Source organism: Paenibacillus sp. MDV22-iso6, assembly GCF_058408365.1.
This window is the reverse complement of the sequence record NZ_JBZVDZ010000010.1, coordinates 171,979-188,852: the sequence shown is the minus strand read 5'-3', so window position 1 is coordinate 188,852 and position 16,874 is coordinate 171,979. Positions and strand designations below refer to the sequence as shown.

Below are 16,874 nucleotides of genomic sequence, written 5' to 3'. Positions count from 1 at the left end.
TGTGTCTTTTTGTTTTGTTGTTTTCTGGATGAAGAAGTAGGGGAGCAGACATGAATAACAACAAAGGTACAGGGCATTTTCAGCGCAAAATGCAGGCACGTCATGTAATCATGCTCTCACTGGGTGGTGTCATTGGTACAGGTCTTTTTCTTAGTTCGGGTTATACCATCCAGCAGGCAGGACCGATCGGTACCATTCTGTCTTATCTGATCGGAGCGATTGTCGTCTATCTGGTCATGCTCTGTCTAGGTGAACTTTCTGTTCATATGCCAGAGACAGGGGCGTTTCATAGCTATGCGGCAAAATATATTGGACCAGCAACAGGATACACTGTAGCCTGGTTGTATTGGCTCACTTGGACGGTTGCCCTCGGTTCCGAGTTTACAGCGGCCGGGCTGTTGATGCAGCGCTGGTTTCCTTCAGTGAATGTTTGGATCTGGAGCGCATTGTTTGCGCTTATGATCTTCCTGTTCAACGCGCTGACCGTCAAATTTTTTGCGGAATCGGAGTTCTGGTTTTCCGCAGTTAAAGTCCTTACAATTGTAGTCTTCATTATTCTCGGAGGCGCAGCCGTGTTTGGTATTATTCCAATGGCAAATTCGGAACCTGCACCGTTTCTATCCAATATTACAGCATCTGGTTGGTTCCCCAATGGGGCTACTGCGATACTAATGACGATGCTTGCTGTAAACTTTGCGTTCTCGGGTACCGAACTGATTGGGATTGCTGCCGGGGAAACAGAGAATCCGGAGAAGACGATTCCAAAAGCGATCCATACCACGCTCTGGCGTTTAATTATCTTTTTTATCGGAACGATTGTTATCCTCTCGGCACTGCTGCCGATGTCGGATGCAAGCGTACTCGAAAGTCCGTTTGTGGCGGTCATGGAGCGAATCGGTGTTCCGTATGCAGCGGACATCATGAATTTTGTTATTTTGACGGCGATTTTGTCTGCGGCCAATTCGGGATTGTATGCATCTTCGCGAATGCTCTGGTCACTGGCCGATAAAAAGACAATCTCTCCATGGTTTGCCAAATTGACCAAACGTGGTGTGCCGCTGAATGCGCTCTTGATCAGTATGGTTGGGGGCGGTCTGGCTTTGCTGTCCAGCATCATTGCGCCAGGTACCGTGTATATTACATTGGTCTCCATTTCAGGTCTGGCTGTTGTTGCGGTCTGGATGAGCATCAGTGCTTCACAGTACATGTTCCGCAGACAGTATATCCGGGAAGGACATGCGGTCAAGGATCTGGTCTACCGCACACCACTTTACCCGGCGGTACCGATCATCTCGTTTATATTGTGCCTGGCTTCATGTATAGGCATTGCTTTTGACCCGACACAGCGAATAGCGCTGTATTGCGGAGTTCCATTCATCGCGGTGTGTTACGCAGCGTATTATTTGACAGAACGTGTGAATAAGAAAAGAGGACAAGTACATGACGCAAGTACAACAGACTAATCCCATAGAACAGATCCTGCGTGAGTATCCAGTCATGATTCTGGATGGGGCGCTGGCAACCGAACTGGAGCAGCATGGCTGTGATCTGGATGATCCACTATGGTCGGCTCGTGTATTGCTCGAGAATCCAGATGTTATCGTTCAGGTCCATGCAGATTATTTCCGCGCAGGAGCCGACTGTGCAATTACATCCAGTTATCAGGCGACGGTGGAAGGCTTCGGCAAGAGAGGAATCGGCGAGCAAGCAGCGTTGGACCTGATTCGCAAGACGGTGGAACTGGCTGCACAGGCGAGAGATGACGTATGGGCAGAAGTGCAGGACGGGGGATTTGAAAACACGGCAGTCAAACCGGAGGGCAATCTGGTATTCGGAACGGCACAACAAACGTCTGATGTCTTGGAGACAGGGGTCTTGGCTCGGCCACGACCGATGGTTGCTGCATCCGTTGGGCCCTACGGCGCTTATCTAGCTGATGGATCGGAGTATGTCGGTCACTACGGCGTGTCGGATGAGACGTTGGCTGCATTCCATCGTCCGCGTATGGCGGCGCTGATTGAAGCGGGTGCTGATATTCTGGCGTTTGAGACGATTCCTTCGTTGCAGGAAGCACAGGTGCTGGTTGATTTACTGAAGGAGTTTCCTCATGCGTATGCCTGGTTATCTTTTTCTTTAAAAGACGGGACGGCAATCAGCGAAGGTACGCCGATTGAGACATGTGCACGATTGTTTGGTTCCGAGCCGCAGATTGCTGCGATTGGCCTGAACTGTGCTCCCATGGAAGTGGTGACAGAAGCCGTAAGTATTCTCAGCCGTGCCAGCGACAAACCTGTTATTGTGTATCCGAACTCGGGAGAAGTATACGATGCAGCTACGAAGACGTGGAGCGGACAGGGAACGTGTGGCAGTATGAGTGATGCTTCGGAACAGTGGGTGGCCGCGGGTGCTAAGCTGATTGGTGGGTGCTGCCGAACTACACCGCAGCAGATTGGTGAGCTGGCGAAGAAGTGGCGGAAATAGCTCCTTCGTATGTGCTTGGGATTCACCCTGCCTGTGAAGGAGTCATACGAGCAGCCCTTTCGTTCCTATTGGGATACGGAAGGGCTGTTTATGTGTTTTTGATTATCGCAAGTAATCAGTCAGTGTAGAAATAAGATGTTTACTTGGAATGCTATTCTTTTGCCTAAGTTATTCAATGACCAATATACGTGGGGATGCTTCACGAATAACTCTCGAAGAGAACCACGAGCCAAGAGCTGCTGCACCAATACTTAGGCAAGCAAACAGAATAATGCCTCCCCAATTTAAAATAAGTGGAAGATGTACGATGCCATATCCCGAAAGGACTAACTCAAGTAGCATGGGTAGCACATACACACCTACTACGATACCTATTACTGCTCCAATGGCAGACAGAAGTGTAATTCCCATGGCAACTGACAATCGAATTTGATGAGATGTCATGCCAATGGATTTGTAGATTCCGTACGTTCTGCTTTCTTTGCGGATACTGATCCGGCAGGTACTGAAAATAATGATAAATGTAGCGAGGATAAACAATAATCCAATCAAGCTCATGGGATAGATGAGGATATCAGCGGCTTCTGCATAGACCGAATCGAGCAGTGTTTTTTGGGTTACGACTGAAGCGGAAGCTTTGAATTGCTCATTTAATTCCCCTGCAACCGTATCTGCTTGCGCTGGATCTTTTAAGTTGATGAAAATGGTATCGAAATCACCGTAAGACGGGTTCACCGTTCTCATGGCATCAATGGTAATCCGCCCTGATACGGACATGTTGGCGATCGCCTGATAGATTCCGGTGATGATGAATGTGCGTTTTTCTCCCTCAATGTAAAGATCTATGGGGTCACCGAGTTCCTTATTTAATGTCTTAGATACACTTACACCAATGGCAATTTCATTCGCTTGACGAGGATTATCTCCTTTTAGCGTCTCAAACCCAAGCTCCTGATAACTTCCGTCGAGTACACTCAGATATAGGCTGGTGGATTGACCCTGCATTTTTGAGAAAGACTCCGGACTAACTACTCCGGTTATGTTTCCTTGCCAACCCATAGTTCTAATCCTAAAATCCTTTCCTAACACTTGCTTCAGCTCAGCCTGGGGGAATGTATTTTTGTTAACAACGACAGCTGCGATATTGGCATTGTCATAACCCCATTGGGCGGCAGTCTGATAAATTCCGGTGATGCTGTTTAATAGAACATACCCCAGCACCAGTACGGAGGAAGCCATTGTGGTCAGCAGCAGCATTAAAACAGAACTTTTGGTGTTCTTGATCAGATTGCGGCTTCCGATGACCACAGCTACAGGCAATCGCGCAAAAACGACCCAGTTACCGAATGGCGAATTTATTCGGTTTGCGATGCGAGCATGATCCGCTTCTGACATGCCATAGCGTATGGCCTGCACCGGCTGGATGCTGCGTGTTGTTTTGGCATACAGAATGACGAATAATAGTACTAGTGCAAACAGGGACACACCTACTAGCATGGCTTGACTAACTCCGTTGATCGTAATATGACGATCGCCTACCTGAAGAGAAGACACGGAGATATTGATAATAAATTTGGATACCACCACGCTCAATGCGAGTCCTGGGAGAATGGCAACAACGGATAGTAAGGAGTACTGAATAACATATGTACCTATAGTTCTGCTTGAAGTGAGGCCGAGTGATTTGAGAATGCCGACCGTTTTATAGTTGGCCAGAATAGCATCCGAAATCGTGATTCCGATAGTAATAAGGGCGATTACAAGCATAACAGTACCTAGGAATATCATGATGAATCCAATCATCTGATTGATGATCAGATAGAAAGAGGAGATGCTTTCAAATTCCATCTTGGTTTCCAGGAAAGGAGTACCCATCTCGCTCGTATAACGTTCCCAATAGCTTGAATTGGTGCTGTAATCGTCGAAGTGGATGCCCATCATATAATTGTCTTTACCCGCGACTGAATCGAAATCCGCTTGATAATCTGTGGGATTCATCCATACGCGTGCTGTGTTGGTGAGGGGGGCTCCATATGGCACATCGACCACAATGCCGGATACCTTCAGATCAAGTGTACAGAAACCTGTCTTGAAGCCTATCGTATCTCCTGCCGAGATATTGTAGGCATTTGCCAATGAAGTCGGAATCCAGACCGTACCTTGCTCGGGAACTTTACTTGCATTTCCGTTTGAAAAAATGAGTTCATCCACACCCCATGGGGGTGGAGGGGTGTTAAGCATGTAAAGATAAACGTTGGTTATATCCATACCCTTAAAGGCGATGCCTGACAATGTGCGATAGGTCAGCAATGGAGATACTTCGATTCCTTCCTGAGCAGCCCACCATTGATGTACATCGTTGGGATCATTCAACCCTTTCTCAAACGTCAGAATCTGATGAGATCCATTGGTTTGATCATGCATATCTTTAAATTGATTGCCTGTGTTGGTCAGGATGATGACCGCCGTAGATACAAGGAGTGTAGAAAGCAGAATCAGCAGAGCGATAAATAGGTTTTGAATTTTACTTCTGCGCAGGTAGGAGATGCTCAGTTTCAACATGGCAGCCATAGATTACTCCTTCCCCGACACAAAAGCGAAAACCATCGATTCCCGATTCTGGATCTGGTGTTCGTCATATTTGTCAAACTCGAGAATACCTCCAACCTTGCCATCCCGGATAAAGATCAGACGATCCGCCCGGCAGGCTGCCTTGATATCATGCGTAACCATCACAACAGACTGTCCCTTACGGTTGATATCGGTCAGGATATCCAGCACGGCTTTCCCGTGCTCATAGTTGAGGCTTCCCGTGGGTTCATCTGCAAAGATGATGTCTGGTGAATTGATCAGCGCACGTGCAATAGCTGCTCGTTGCTGCTGGCCACCCGAGGTTTGGGAGGGGAGACGGCTATTCTGTCCGTCGATATCCATTGCCTTCATGAGGTGGGTGGCACGTGCCTTGACCTCACTTTTTTTGCTTCCGGCAATGTAACCTGGCAAGGCGATGTTATCCTGGATGGAAAGATCGGGCACCAGATTGATACTTTGGTAGATGTAGCCGATTCTACGGGTACGGAATTCGGACATTTCCCGCTCACTATAGGCGTCAATACGCTGATCCTGAAAATAAACCTCGCCGGCTGTTACTTGGTCTAGTCCGCTTAACAGATAGAGCAGCGTTGATTTGCCTGAGCCGGAATTACCCATGATGACGGTGAAATCCCCTTCATAAATATCAAGATCAACATTGCGTATGGCATGATATTGTTCGCTTCCAGTATTATATGTCTTGCATAAGTTTTGAGCGCGGATAATGGATGTTTTGGTCAAGCAGATCACTCCCCATGACAGTATACGATTCATTCTAATAGGGGAATGTTGAGAAAGACTTATCAAATTATGAATAAAGTATTACAGCCCTATTGGTAAATGGATTGAGATGAAGAAAAGAAGGTTGGAAATGAACTTCTATGCTCAGCAGATTGGAAGAGTAAACTGAAACAGGGTGCCCTGACCCTCTTTGCTGGAAAAGGAAATATGTCCTCCGTGGGCTTCAATGATACTTTTGCAGATGGACAAACCGAGACCGGTTCCCTCATGAACATTCCTTGCGGAAGGTGAGGAATTCCCCCTAAAATATCGTTCAAACACAAAAGGCATATCCTGAGCTCGAATTCCCTGCCCTGAATCGGCGATACTAATCCTCAATTTACCTAAATCAAGTTCCGCGTTAATCCGAATAGAATCTCCCGGGACGGTATGTTTGAGCGCATTGGAAACCAGATTGGACAGGACCTGTTCAATTCGTATGGGGTCCATTCGGATAAGAACATTGGGAATATGCTCCGGCTCCTCATAAATCAGACCGTTCATTCGTACGATATGTCCAATAGGGTTCAACATCGTTTCAAATGCGGATCGACTGTAAACCTCACGCGGCTCCACAGAAATCTGCCCCAGCTCCTGCAATGCATGAACAAGCAGGTCCTCGACAAGACGGGCTGTTTTGTCCGTATTGGTCTGCATGACTTTCATATACTCCATCAGAGTTTCTTTATCGGAGCATATTCCTTCCAGAATAGCTTCTATGTAGGCTTTTACTGTTGTAATCGGTGTTTTGATATCATGAGAAATATTGGTAATGAGTTCTTTTTGCGCAGTTTCCTGCCGGATACGAAGTTCGCTTAAATGCATAATTTCTGTACGCATCAGATCAAACATGGCGTATAGTTCGCTCATCTCATCCATGCGGTTATACTGTACCGGTTCATTATATTGTCCTTTGAGAATGGATTCGGCATGTTTCTTCAACTGATGAATGGGGGAGAGCAGCTGTGTCTTAAATTTTCTCTTCATCAACACTAGATAAATGCCAAGAACCATAGAGTTGATCAAAAGCGTACCCAAAATAAAGAAAGGGAATATCACCGTTTCTTTCACCATAACCATTGCCTTAGGAATCGTGAAGAGGGCATTGCCAATCTGGCTTCCTTCGGGACCAGCCATAACAGGGAAAGCGATGTTAAGCGAATCGTTTCCGTTCGTGGCCTGTACGGCATGATTCAGATCATAATGCAGGGCTGATCGCAGATTGACTTGTTTTCCTTCGGAGGTGGGAGAAGAGGACAGCAATATAGTCCCATCCAATCCAACATAAGAAAGCTCTACCCCGTTTTCCTTGACGATAGAAAGAAGATTTTCTCGTACTCTTGTTTCCTGCAGGAGATGAATATTCTGTTCCAGGTTAAGCAGGATGGGGTTAACCCGGAGACGGACTTGCTGGATGGACACAGTAGACTCAGTCGAATTTCGGTTTTCTAGCAGATTAAGAAATAAAACCAGACTACATCCGATCAGAATAAACAGGAGGAAGAACGATGCTTTGAGCCATCGTGCCGACCAGGTGTTCAGTGACATGTTGTCTCCTCCAATCTTTGCCTATTCATGATTGAATTTGTATCCGACGCCCCAAACGGTCTTTAGAACAGACGGATGGGAGGGATCTGCCTCAATTTTTTCTCTCAGCCTGCGAATATACACAGTTACCGTATTTTCATCCCCGTATGCAGCATATCCCCAGATTGCATCGAGCAACTGAGACTTGGAAAAGACCTGATTTTTATTGCTCGCCAGATAATGCAGCAGCTCAAATTCCTTGGCGGAAAGAGAAACCTCGTTACCGTCTAAAGTGACCTTATAGGCTTTCTTATCAATTTCCAGGTTAGCCAAACGTAGTAGATTTGTTCCGTCTTGTTCGGTCGCTAAAGCTAAACTGTCATATCGTCTAAAGTGGGCATTAATCCGTGCGAGTAATTCGCTCAGGGAGAAGGGTTTGGTCATATAGTCATCCGCCCCGAATCCCAGGCCGAGCACCTTGTCGGTATCACTGCCTCGTGCACTCAATATGAGAATTGGAATGTTGTTTCTCCGCCGAATTTCCCGGCATACATCGATCCCGTCCATATCCGGAAGCATGATATCTAGAATAATGTAATCCGGCCGGAGCATATCCATCATCTGCAACCCGTCTTGTCCATTGCTGGCCACTGCGGCTTCATACTGATTTTTGGTCAAATAATCTCGCAAAATGCGCGAAATATCATGTTCGTCTTCGATAATTAAAATTTTACGTTTGGTTTCCATTGAAATCTCTCCAAATAGTAGAGTGGTAGTGTATAAGACTATCCTATGTATGAATCTGTAAGAATACTATATTTTAACTATACAGGTTTGTTTTCGTGAAGTCATGGGAACTACAAGAGGTTTTTTTGAAAGAAAGCAGCCGATTGAAATCAGCTGCTTTCATTATAAAGAAGGAAGAGGATCGAGCCACAACTACACTTATAAATGCTCCAAATCGATGGATTGATGGGCCTGGGATTTGAGATATTCAGCTGGGGACATTCCAAAGTGGGATCGGAATACCCGGTGAAAATAGGAATAGCTTGCAAAGCCGCATGTTTCGGCAATATGCTCTAGGGTCATATCGCTGTACTTCATACGCTCCAAGGCAGCGTTCAGCCGAATCTCAATCGCATACTGGATCATCGTTTGGCCGTAGTGCTCCTTGAACAATCGCACCGCACGAGACAGGCTTAGTCCTGCGTAGCGGGCGGCTTCTTCGAGTTTGAAGGTCACAGTGGCATGTTCTTCAATGAATCGTTTCAGCTTCAGTGTCGAAGAAACAGAACGATCCGTCTGGATATTCTCCTTGATGGCCCGATCGATATAGAGGCACAAACCGCGCAGCAGCACGTCATTCAGTTCTATATTTTCCTCCAGCGGTCCACGGCGTTTCTCCAGGAGCATACTGCGCCAGAGACTGACCAATTTATCATCCAGCCCGATGTGGCTCACTGTGGAACGGTGGTAACGCTTCCACCAGCTATCAATCCAATCCCCTTCACAGAACAAATAATAGTCTCCGCTGGACAACCTGCCCTCCTTATGAGGTTCTTCTACCACGAGATAGTAATCGTCTCCGGGTTTAAGCAGTAGTAAATCGCCGCCAGTCATCTTAAATTCTTCATCCTGCACATATACCTTGCAAGAGCCTTCGGTTTGCAGACGGAACAGATAAGTCTGCAACTCGCCCTTCATATTATGGTTAAACGCCTTATAGTGATAGGAATAGTCACAGATCAGTACTGAGGTTTCCAAAAGATGTAATCCTCCAAATTTAAAAATTTGATCAGATAGTTCATGTTCTGACGATATTGTATATGTTCATTCTAGCCTGTTTTGCGTTAGGATGATACCAGATAGAGCAATGAAAGCAAATTTGAGAGCAGAGGTGCATCTATTATGAAAAAACTTAATATTGGTTTGCAATTGTTTACACTCCGTGATGAAACTGCAGCAGATTTCCGTGGAACTTTGCGCAAAGTAGCAGAGCTTGGTTATGAAGGTGTCGAATTCGCCGGATATGGTGACATTCCTGCCGAAGAAATGAAAGCGCTATTGGATGAGCTTGGACTAAAAGGTTTTAGCAGCCACGTTTCATTACATGCTATGCGTGAAGATCTGCAACAACAAATCGACTACCTCAAAACTATTGGGGCTCAATATATGATCTGCCCTTACCTGATGCCTGAAGATCGTCCAGAGAATGCAGAAGGCTGGACAAAACTGTTCAACGAATTGCAACAATATGGTGCAGAAGCGACTAAACAAGGTCTGATCTTCGGTTATCATAACCATGATTTTGAATTCCACGGTCAGGTTGGCGACGAAAATGCCTTTGATGCAATGTTTGTTCAAACGACACCTGAAGCGGTTCAAGTGGAAATGGACGTATGTTGGGTACAATTTGCCGGACAAAATCCGATTGAGTATATCAACAAATATGCAGGTCGTCTGCCGTTGCTTCACTTGAAAGACTTCAGTAAAGACGAACAGGGCCAAATGAAGACATTGGAACTGGGACAAGGTTCGGTTGATCTGCCAGCTGTTATTGAAGCGGCTACAAGTGCAGGTGTAGAATGGCTGATCGTGGAACAGGACGTTTGCCAGAATCCACCGCTTGAAAGCGTAGCCAACAGCCATAACTGGCTGAAACAGAATTACTTGAACCAATTCTAATTTATTTGTCAAAGGAGACATTTGTACATGAGTAAAATTAAAGTTGCTGTATTCGGCTGTGGAGCCATTGCCGAGCGCAGACATATTCCAGAGTACGCTGCCAATGAGAACGTAGAACTTGTCGCTTTTGCCGATCCGATCGTGGAGCGTGCGGAGAAGATGGCCGAAACTTACGGCGGTAAAGCTTACTCTAGCTACGAAGAATTGCTTGCAAGCGAAGAAGTGGATGCGGTCAGCGTTTGTACGCCGAACTACCTGCATGCTTCGATGGCCATTGCTGCTGCGAATGCCGGTAAACATGTACTGGTGGAAAAACCGATGGCGGTTACTACCGAAGAAGGCGAGCAAATGATTGAAGCTGCCAAGAAAAACGGTGTGTATCTGATGGTTGGACACAACCAACGTTTGATGCCTCCACACGTAAAAGCCAAAGAAATTCTGGACTCCGGCAAACTCGGTAAAGTCCTGAATTTCCGTACTTCCTTTGGTCATCCAGGTCCGGAAGGCTGGAGCGTAGACGGTGCAGAAAGCTGGTTCTTCCGCAAAGAAGAAGCGATTATGGGAGCCATGGGTGACCTGGGCGTGCACAAATCGGACTTTATCCGCTATTTGCTGGATGATGAAGTATCCGAGGTTGCTGGTTTCATCAGCACACTGCACAAGGAAAACACCAAAGTGGACGATAACGCAACATGCCTGCTTCGCATGAAGAGCGGTGCAATCGGTACGCTGGTAGCGAGCTGGACACAATACAGAGCAGGAGATAACAGTACGGTTCTGTGGTGTGAAAATGGTGTGATGAAGATCGGAACGGTAGATGGTGACGAGGTTATCGTTGAGCTGACTAACGGTACGGTTGAAACATACAAAGTAGGCGCAATGTCTACCAACGAGAAACAAGTACCAAGCGGCGTTATTGACGCTTTTGTCGAGTCGATTGTAACGCAAACACCTCCAAGCATTTCCGGTGAAGAAGGTCTGCGTTCCCTGCAAGTGATTCTGGCAGCATTTGAATCCGAGAAGACTGGTCAAATCGTGAAGCTGTAATCGTAACGATATCATCGTCATTACTTTAAAAATTTGACTATCTCATATTAAAAAGGGGCTTACCTCCAGAGAAATATTTCTGGCGGGTAGTCTCTTTTTATTACTTTTTCATGACAGCCAGATGGGTAGAATCCGTAATAGAGGACAAGTCTGGACCCGAAGTTTGGCGATATGCTGATCCTAGCGAAAAGCGATTATTGATCCTGCCTGCGGCATGGCTACAATGGTTGAAAATGGTTAGCTGGCATTCCAAAAAGGACTGACCACTCCGCTACATCGCGGAAGAGTCAGTCCTTTCATCATCAAGATTGAATTAAAAGTGTATGCCAGTTTTACACGCTTGGTTTCACATTACTGCCCAAATCCAGCCAATCGAGTTCTTCACGAGTTAGTGTGATACGAGAACCTTCGTCACAGGAGAGCAATTCTGCCTGATTCTGGGCACCTATCAACGCACAGGTTGGAAACGGCTGATTCAATACATAAGCGAGAGCAATCTGGATGGGGGAAGTCTTTTTCGACTCGGCCAATTGTTCAGCACGGTGCAAACGTTCCCAGTTACCGTCACTGTAAAACACACGAACCAGATCTTCATTGTCCCGAACTTCAGGTGTGAATCGTCCGGTAAAGAAGCCACGAGCCTGGGATGACCAGGACAGCAAAGGAAGCTTGGTGCGTTCATGCCATGCCAGTGTTTCATCGTCTGCCGATACACAGCCGGCCCAGAACGGTTCATTCGCTTTGGCGAGACTGAGATTCGGACTGCTGAATGTAAAACCTTTCAGACCGTTAGCAGCTGCATATGCATTAGCTTCTTCTAGCCGCTGCCAGGTCCAGTTGGAGGCGCCGATCGCGCCGATTTTGCCGGATTCAATATGTTCGTTCAATGCTTCGAGAATCACTCCAACGGGTGTGTTGGGATCGTCCCGATGCAGGGCATATAGCTCCACATGTTCCGTTTGCAGCCGTTCCAGACTGGTTAGAAGGTCACTGCGGATAGCATCAGCGTTAACGCGTGGGCCATTCTGGTCATGATGCGCACCTTTGGTCAAAATAACGATCTCGTTACGGTTACCCCGTTCCTGCATATAACGTCCGAGCACTTCTTCACTCTGCCCGCCACAATAAATATGCGCGGAGTCAACAGTATTACCGCCAATCGCCAAGAATGCATCCATGTTCGTAGCTGCTTTCTCATAGGAATCATGGTAAAAATAATCGGTTCCTTTAATCAGTCGGGAGATAGGTTTACCTGCACCAGCAATTTCAATGTATTCCATAATTCAGTTCATCCTCTCTACTTATAGTGTAATGCGTGTACGTTCTTCCGCTGAACGAAGACAAGCTTCGAGTACTTTCATATTGGCTATAGCATCGGATGGATCGAAGCGCAGAGCTTTACCTTGAAGCACAGCTCGTGCCATATCGTCGCCCTGGAGGGAGTAGTGATTGACCTGTGGGACTTCAATCTCCTTACGCTCACCGTCAACAGTTACGAAGAAGTTGGAGCTGCGATCCCTATTGCTGATAAAGGCAGAAGGAACCTCAATGATGCCATCTGTTCCAAGTACCTCCAGTGTGTTGCGGAAGGCTGCCCACATGCTGCTGTCAAAGGTGACGCCAATATGATTGTCGAACTCAAGCAAGCCGGAAGCCATCATATCCACATGATCATGTTCAGGGGAGAACATGCCAATGACGGTTGCCGCCGAAGGCTCTTGGCCAAGTATCAAGCGTGCTGCACTGATGGAATAACAGCCGATATCATACAGCGCACCGCCGCCCCAATCACGCCGAAAGCGAACATTACCTGTAGAACCTGAACTGTTGAACGAAAATGTACTATGAATGCCGCGGATTTCACCAATTTCTCCGCTGGCGATAATATCCTTAATCTGATCATAACGTGGATGGTGTCGGTACATGAGGGCTTCAGCTAGATGCACACCAGCGTCTTCGCAGGCTTGCACCATTTCCTGAGCTTCCTGCTCCGTCAGTGCCAGTGGCTTCTCACACAAAATATGTTTACCAGCTTCTGCGGCACGGAGTGTCCACTCCCGGTGCAGATGGTTCGGAAGCGGGATGTAGACCGCATCAATGGAATCGTCAGCAAGCAAAGCTTCATAGCTGCCATAAGCTTGAGGAATGCCGAGTTTGTCAGCAGTTTGTTTTGCTTTTTCTTCATCTCGACTAGCAATGGCAGTCACTTCATTCAACTCGGATTGCTGCAAACCTGGAATAACGGATCCTACGGCAATGCTAGCGCTACCAAGAATTCCCCAGCGCAGTTTTCGATCTGAATTCATTTGTTGTTTCCTCCTATGAATGAATGTATATTGTGATTATAAGTAATAGATGAATGAATTAAAATGATAATATATTGAAATGAGTTAACACAATATTGTTTAGAAAAGAGAATGGGACATGATGAGACAGACTGTATTGTTAACCCTACAGGATATTCCGTATTTTTGTTATCCAGAATCCGTTGGACTTTATGTCGACCACCCTGAGCACACCGTATTACGAGAGGCTGGCGCACTTAACAACTTCAATATTCACTACGTTGCTGCGGGCAAGGGCTACGTGGAAGTGGAGGGGGTAGTGCATGAGCTTCGTGCGGGTCAGGCTGTACTGTATTTCCCGTTGCAGCGGCAGCATTACTACAGCAGCGAAGATGACCCATGGGATGTGCGGTGGGTTCATTTTTACGGTGAACGGCTGCATGATTATATGATAGAGCGGGGGTTGCATCGCAACCTGTTGTGGACGCTGCGGCAGCAGGCTCCATGGGAAGAAGCACATATGGCCCTACTAAATGAAGCCGAGCAGAACCGGATGCTACGTCCTGCCCAACTATCTACCCTGACCTACGCTGTGCTGGCCGAATTCGTGCAGCATGCTGTTCCGCTGAAAAGCACACGCACAAGCAAGGCTGAGAGCCGTATCCTTGGACTTCTTCCACAGATGCAGCAGGAGGCATGCCAACCGTTTTTGTTACAGGATTGGGCAGATATGGCGGGTGTGAGTTCGTATTACTTTTGCAAAATGTTCAAGAGTGCCGTGGAAATGACCCCGATGGAATTTATAACCCGTTCGCGGTTGCAGATGGCGAAGCAGTGGCTGCTGGAACGGCCAACGGCCAACATTGGACAGATCGCAGAAGAGGCGGGGTATCCCAATGCCAGTTATTTTAACCGCCAGTTCTTAGCCCATGAGGGAATGACTCCAACGGATTATCGCGGGCTTTACCATAGTTAAATGTAATGATGTCCGTTTGTTTGATTCTGTGGAAATCTTCGACGTTTGACAGAGCGTTCAATCAAGCCTATTATAGATAAATTAAATCCGTATATAATGAGGTGCCCTCATGAAATATTCGAAAGCTACAAACTATGCCCTGCACACCATGCTTTTTCTGGTTGCGACCGAACCGGAACAACTGGTCAGTGTACATCAATTAGCTGAGATGCAGAAAGTATCTCCAACCTACTTATCTAAAATATTGACCAAGCTGGTTAAAGCCGGCATGATCGAATCGACTTCGGGTGCCAATGGTGGTTATCGGCTTAGTCGGAAGAATCCGGACCCTTCATTTCTGGAGATTATCCATGCCATTGAGGGGCAGGCTTCCTTGTTCGAATGCTCGCAGGATCATAACGAAGGCTGCCTGATTCAGCAGGTGATGGTCCGTGCGGAAGAAGAGATGGAGAGTTATTTGCACAATAAAAAAATGTCTGAGCTGGCTGCCCAGATGAAAGCTGCACATTCCGTATAATATATTTGCTTACATCTTAGATTTCTGGAGGGACAACACATGAGCCAAACAACCATCACAGGACTGGAACAACTGCTTGCACTGGAAAACATTCGGAACACCAAAGCTCGCTATTGCCGTTATATTGATACGAAGCAGTGGGATACATTAGGTGAAGTGTTCGCTCCGGATGCCGTAGCTGATTTCAGTACAGAAGGCAATCCCATCCCGGTATTAACAGGTCGCGACACCATTGTTCAAGTATTCCGAGATTTGGTGCATGTTGCCGTAACTGTGCATCATGTACATAGCGCGGAAGTTGAATTTGTATCCGAGAATGAAGCCAAAGTCATCTCTCCAATGGAAGATTGGGTGACGTTTCCTGAAGGCAATGACAATAAATCCTTTCACGGCTTTGGACACTACCATGAAACGTTTGTCAAAATTGATGGTCAATGGCTCATCCAGCATACTAGCCTGAAGCGTCTTCGTCTGGATCTGTTTGAATAATGTTTGTATTCATATAAGAATATTTAAACGATAATAACGAAAGCCCCAAGAGCGCTATAGCTGCGTCCTTGGGGCTTTGTTTTGTTCAAGCTTTTTCGTTCACTCAGGCTTGCATCCGAGGATCTACTTAGAGTGAAAGGGTCTGACGTTTCTCTTTTGATAATTGTTGTGTGACAACAAGCATGCCTAATGAAATCAGAACGAGCAGTAGACATACCCAATAGGAATTTCGATATCCCCACGCTCCGGCTGTCCATCCCCCGACCAGACTACCAAATAATCTTCCCAACGTGGAGGCATTGGAATAGAGTGTTGACGCATAGCCGGGCATGGACGGAAGCAGATCCTGCATGTAACTGATACCGATAGCAGAGATGACGGCGACAAAGAATGCGAGCAATAGTTGTCCGGCCAGCAAGTGCCACAGTTCCGTGGAGAACAAAACAATGACATAATAAGCGGCACCCATCAAGGAGCCCCATAACATGAGTGAGCGGTTGGGATATTTAGAGGCGAGCAGACCCAAGCCTAACATAATCGGAATCTCGAGCCCCGCGCAAAGACTGGAGATCCACCCAACTTCCCGGGTTCCCCCGCCCAGATGGTGAATAATGAACAGTGAAGCATTCAGATTATTCATCCAATGTGCCATATACAGGAGTGTAGTAATGAGAAAAGGCATATAGATTCTTGCATCCTGATGCAATTTCATTTGTATTCCGCCTGTAGATGCACGGAGGGTAGAAGGCTCGGGAGCCTTTTTTAAGAGAAAGAAAAATAATAACGCATTGATCAAAAAAATAAAACACGTTGAACTAAAAATACCGGTGTATCCAATATACGCAATCAGTAAAGTTCCGAGTAAAGGTCCTGTAATAAATCCCAGTGAAAACGCGGAGCGCAGGGTTGAATTGGCCACAGCATGATCGACGTCCGTTGCGGTATTGACCGCTTCTCTTGCAGCTGCGAACAATTGTGGCATGGCGGGAGATCCGAGCGCAGTCAGCACCGTCATATAGATAAATAATAAAGTGAAGTCGTGAATCCACAGATATCCGGCAAAAGCCAGAGCATTGCAAATCATGGCAGTTACCAGAATTATTTTACGAGCTCCGGGTTGATCTGATCGTCTGGCGATCCAGGAACTGAACAACACACCCGCCATAAGAGTTACGGCAGTGAATAATCCGAATGTTGCGATGGATACTTCAAGGCGGGTTGTAAAGTAGACCGCAAGAAAGGGCGCGCTGATTGAAATAGCCATACCTTGCAACAACATACAAACGAGAAACAGCCGGTATGTAGGGATACGAAATAGTGAATTAAACTGTTGAAGCTTCATGTGCGAAAGACATCCCCTTGGTTTTATCATTTTCAAAATATTTATACGATCTGGTTATAATATAAGAATAACAGAGATCAAGTAATACGTATTGATATCTTATAGTCTAATAACAAACAAAAAGCCAGAGATCAGACCCTATCGGTCCAATCC

The 16,874-nt window shown here is 46.5% G+C and carries 15 protein-coding genes; 7 read left to right on the top strand and 8 right to left on the bottom strand.

Going from position 1 to position 16,874, the window contains the following annotated elements:
• The first annotated feature begins 50 nt into the window (after window positions 1–50).
• Window positions 51–1,463 carry an S-methylmethionine permease gene (gene mmuP, locus AC4PM4_RS25765; protein ID WP_491614837.1) on the top strand — a complete coding sequence of 471 codons (1,413 nt, stop codon included), beginning with the start codon at window positions 51–53 and terminating at the stop codon, window positions 1,461–1,463.
• Window positions 1,441–2,481, top strand: a complete 1,041-nt coding sequence (mmuM, locus tag AC4PM4_RS25760; protein ID WP_491614836.1) for a homocysteine S-methyltransferase — start codon at window positions 1,441–1,443, stop codon at window positions 2,479–2,481. The genes mmuP and mmuM overlap by 23 nt, the downstream gene beginning before the upstream one ends.
• 168 nt (window positions 2,482–2,649) lie before the next feature.
• Here mmuM and AC4PM4_RS25755 read toward each other — a convergent pair whose 3' ends face one another.
• The 5 genes from AC4PM4_RS25755 to AC4PM4_RS25735 form a co-directional block, all read right to left on the bottom strand.
• A complete protein-coding gene (locus AC4PM4_RS25755) occupies window positions 2,650–5,052 on the bottom strand; it encodes an ABC transporter permease (protein WP_491614835.1) in 2,403 nt (800 codons plus the stop codon).
• 3 nt (window positions 5,053–5,055) lie between these two features.
• A complete protein-coding gene (locus tag AC4PM4_RS25750; RefSeq protein WP_491614834.1) occupies window positions 5,056–5,814 on the bottom strand; it encodes an ABC transporter ATP-binding protein in 759 nt (252 codons plus the stop codon).
• Window positions 5,815–5,958: 144 nt separating this feature from the next.
• Window positions 5,959–7,401, bottom strand: coding sequence for a sensor histidine kinase (locus AC4PM4_RS25745; RefSeq protein WP_491614833.1), 1,443 nt, complete (start codon window positions 7,399–7,401; stop codon window positions 5,959–5,961).
• A gap of 21 nt (window positions 7,402–7,422) precedes the next feature.
• Window positions 7,423–8,127: a response regulator transcription factor gene (locus tag AC4PM4_RS25740; protein WP_491614832.1), complete on the bottom strand. Its 705-nt coding sequence runs from the start codon at window positions 8,125–8,127 to the stop codon at window positions 7,423–7,425.
• A gap of 198 nt (window positions 8,128–8,325) precedes the next feature.
• Entirely contained in the window at window positions 8,326–9,144 is an 819-nt protein-coding gene (locus tag AC4PM4_RS25735) for a helix-turn-helix domain-containing protein (RefSeq protein ID WP_082935232.1), read from the bottom strand.
• Window positions 9,145–9,288: 144 nt separating this feature from the next.
• On the opposite strand from AC4PM4_RS25735, the gene AC4PM4_RS25730 reads away from it, so the two are divergent.
• Window positions 9,289–10,065 (top strand): sugar phosphate isomerase/epimerase family protein, encoded by a 777-nt coding sequence (locus tag AC4PM4_RS25730; RefSeq protein WP_376041079.1) that lies wholly within the window; start codon window positions 9,289–9,291, stop codon window positions 10,063–10,065.
• Between the two features lie 27 nt (window positions 10,066–10,092).
• On the top strand, window positions 10,093–11,112 hold the full coding sequence (locus AC4PM4_RS25725; protein WP_063567071.1) for a Gfo/Idh/MocA family protein: 1,020 nt from the start codon (window positions 10,093–10,095) through the stop codon (window positions 11,110–11,112).
• Between the two features lie 332 nt (window positions 11,113–11,444).
• On the opposite strand, the gene AC4PM4_RS25720 is transcribed toward AC4PM4_RS25725, so the two are convergent.
• Both AC4PM4_RS25720 and AC4PM4_RS25715 read right to left on the bottom strand, forming a co-directional pair.
• A complete protein-coding gene (locus AC4PM4_RS25720; RefSeq protein ID WP_063567072.1) occupies window positions 11,445–12,392 on the bottom strand; it encodes an aldo/keto reductase in 948 nt (315 codons plus the stop codon).
• Between the two features lie 21 nt (window positions 12,393–12,413).
• On the bottom strand, window positions 12,414–13,418 hold the full coding sequence (locus tag AC4PM4_RS25715) for a Gfo/Idh/MocA family protein (protein ID WP_076291178.1): 1,005 nt from the start codon (window positions 13,416–13,418) through the stop codon (window positions 12,414–12,416).
• Window positions 13,419–13,536: 118 nt separating this feature from the next.
• Between AC4PM4_RS25715 and AC4PM4_RS25710 the strand changes: the two genes are divergently transcribed.
• The 3 genes from AC4PM4_RS25710 (at window position 13,537) to AC4PM4_RS25700 (ending at window position 15,379) form a co-directional block, all read left to right on the top strand.
• Complete coding sequence (locus AC4PM4_RS25710) at window positions 13,537–14,373, top strand: AraC family transcriptional regulator (protein WP_072735596.1); 837 nt, start codon at window positions 13,537–13,539, stop codon at window positions 14,371–14,373.
• A 109-nt stretch (window positions 14,374–14,482) separates the two neighbouring features.
• The gene (locus AC4PM4_RS25705; protein WP_076291179.1) at window positions 14,483–14,890 is read left to right on the top strand and encodes an Rrf2 family transcriptional regulator; all 408 of its coding nucleotides are present in this window, start codon (window positions 14,483–14,485) and stop codon (window positions 14,888–14,890) included.
• 39 nt (window positions 14,891–14,929) lie between these two features.
• Window positions 14,930–15,379, top strand: coding sequence for a nuclear transport factor 2 family protein (locus AC4PM4_RS25700; protein WP_064640655.1), 450 nt, complete (start codon window positions 14,930–14,932; stop codon window positions 15,377–15,379).
• A gap of 127 nt (window positions 15,380–15,506) precedes the next feature.
• On the opposite strand, the gene AC4PM4_RS25695 is transcribed toward AC4PM4_RS25700, so the two are convergent.
• Complete coding sequence (locus tag AC4PM4_RS25695; protein WP_491614831.1) at window positions 15,507–16,721, bottom strand: sugar efflux transporter; 1,215 nt, start codon at window positions 16,719–16,721, stop codon at window positions 15,507–15,509.
• Window positions 16,722–16,874: the final 153 nt, after the last annotated feature.

What these genes read in the sequence shown, in the direction of transcription:
- mmuP (WP_491614837.1), top strand. Translation starts at nt 51, where the DNA reads ATGAATAACAACAAAGGTACAGGGCATTTTCAGCGCAAAATGCAGGCA.
- mmuM (WP_491614836.1), top strand. Translation starts at nt 1,441, where the DNA reads ATGACGCAAGTACAACAGACTAATCCCATAGAACAGATCCTGCGTGAG.
- AC4PM4_RS25755 (WP_491614835.1), bottom strand. Translation starts at nt 5,052, where the DNA reads ATGGCTGCCATGTTGAAACTGAGCATCTCCTACCTGCGCAGAAGTAAA.
- AC4PM4_RS25745 (WP_491614833.1), bottom strand. Translation starts at nt 7,401, where the DNA reads ATGTCACTGAACACCTGGTCGGCACGATGGCTCAAAGCATCGTTCTTC.
- AC4PM4_RS25740 (WP_491614832.1), bottom strand. Translation starts at nt 8,127, where the DNA reads ATGGAAACCAAACGTAAAATTTTAATTATCGAAGACGAACATGATATT.
- AC4PM4_RS25730 (WP_376041079.1), top strand. Translation starts at nt 9,289, where the DNA reads ATGAAAAAACTTAATATTGGTTTGCAATTGTTTACACTCCGTGATGAA.
- AC4PM4_RS25725 (WP_063567071.1), top strand. Translation starts at nt 10,093, where the DNA reads ATGAGTAAAATTAAAGTTGCTGTATTCGGCTGTGGAGCCATTGCCGAG.
- AC4PM4_RS25720 (WP_063567072.1), bottom strand. Translation starts at nt 12,392, where the DNA reads ATGGAATACATTGAAATTGCTGGTGCAGGTAAACCTATCTCCCGACTG.
- AC4PM4_RS25715 (WP_076291178.1), bottom strand. Translation starts at nt 13,418, where the DNA reads ATGAATTCAGATCGAAAACTGCGCTGGGGAATTCTTGGTAGCGCTAGC.
- AC4PM4_RS25710 (WP_072735596.1), top strand. Translation starts at nt 13,537, where the DNA reads ATGATGAGACAGACTGTATTGTTAACCCTACAGGATATTCCGTATTTT.
- AC4PM4_RS25705 (WP_076291179.1), top strand. Translation starts at nt 14,483, where the DNA reads ATGAAATATTCGAAAGCTACAAACTATGCCCTGCACACCATGCTTTTT.
- AC4PM4_RS25700 (WP_064640655.1), top strand. Translation starts at nt 14,930, where the DNA reads ATGAGCCAAACAACCATCACAGGACTGGAACAACTGCTTGCACTGGAA.
- AC4PM4_RS25695 (WP_491614831.1), bottom strand. Translation starts at nt 16,721, where the DNA reads ATGAAGCTTCAACAGTTTAATTCACTATTTCGTATCCCTACATACCGG.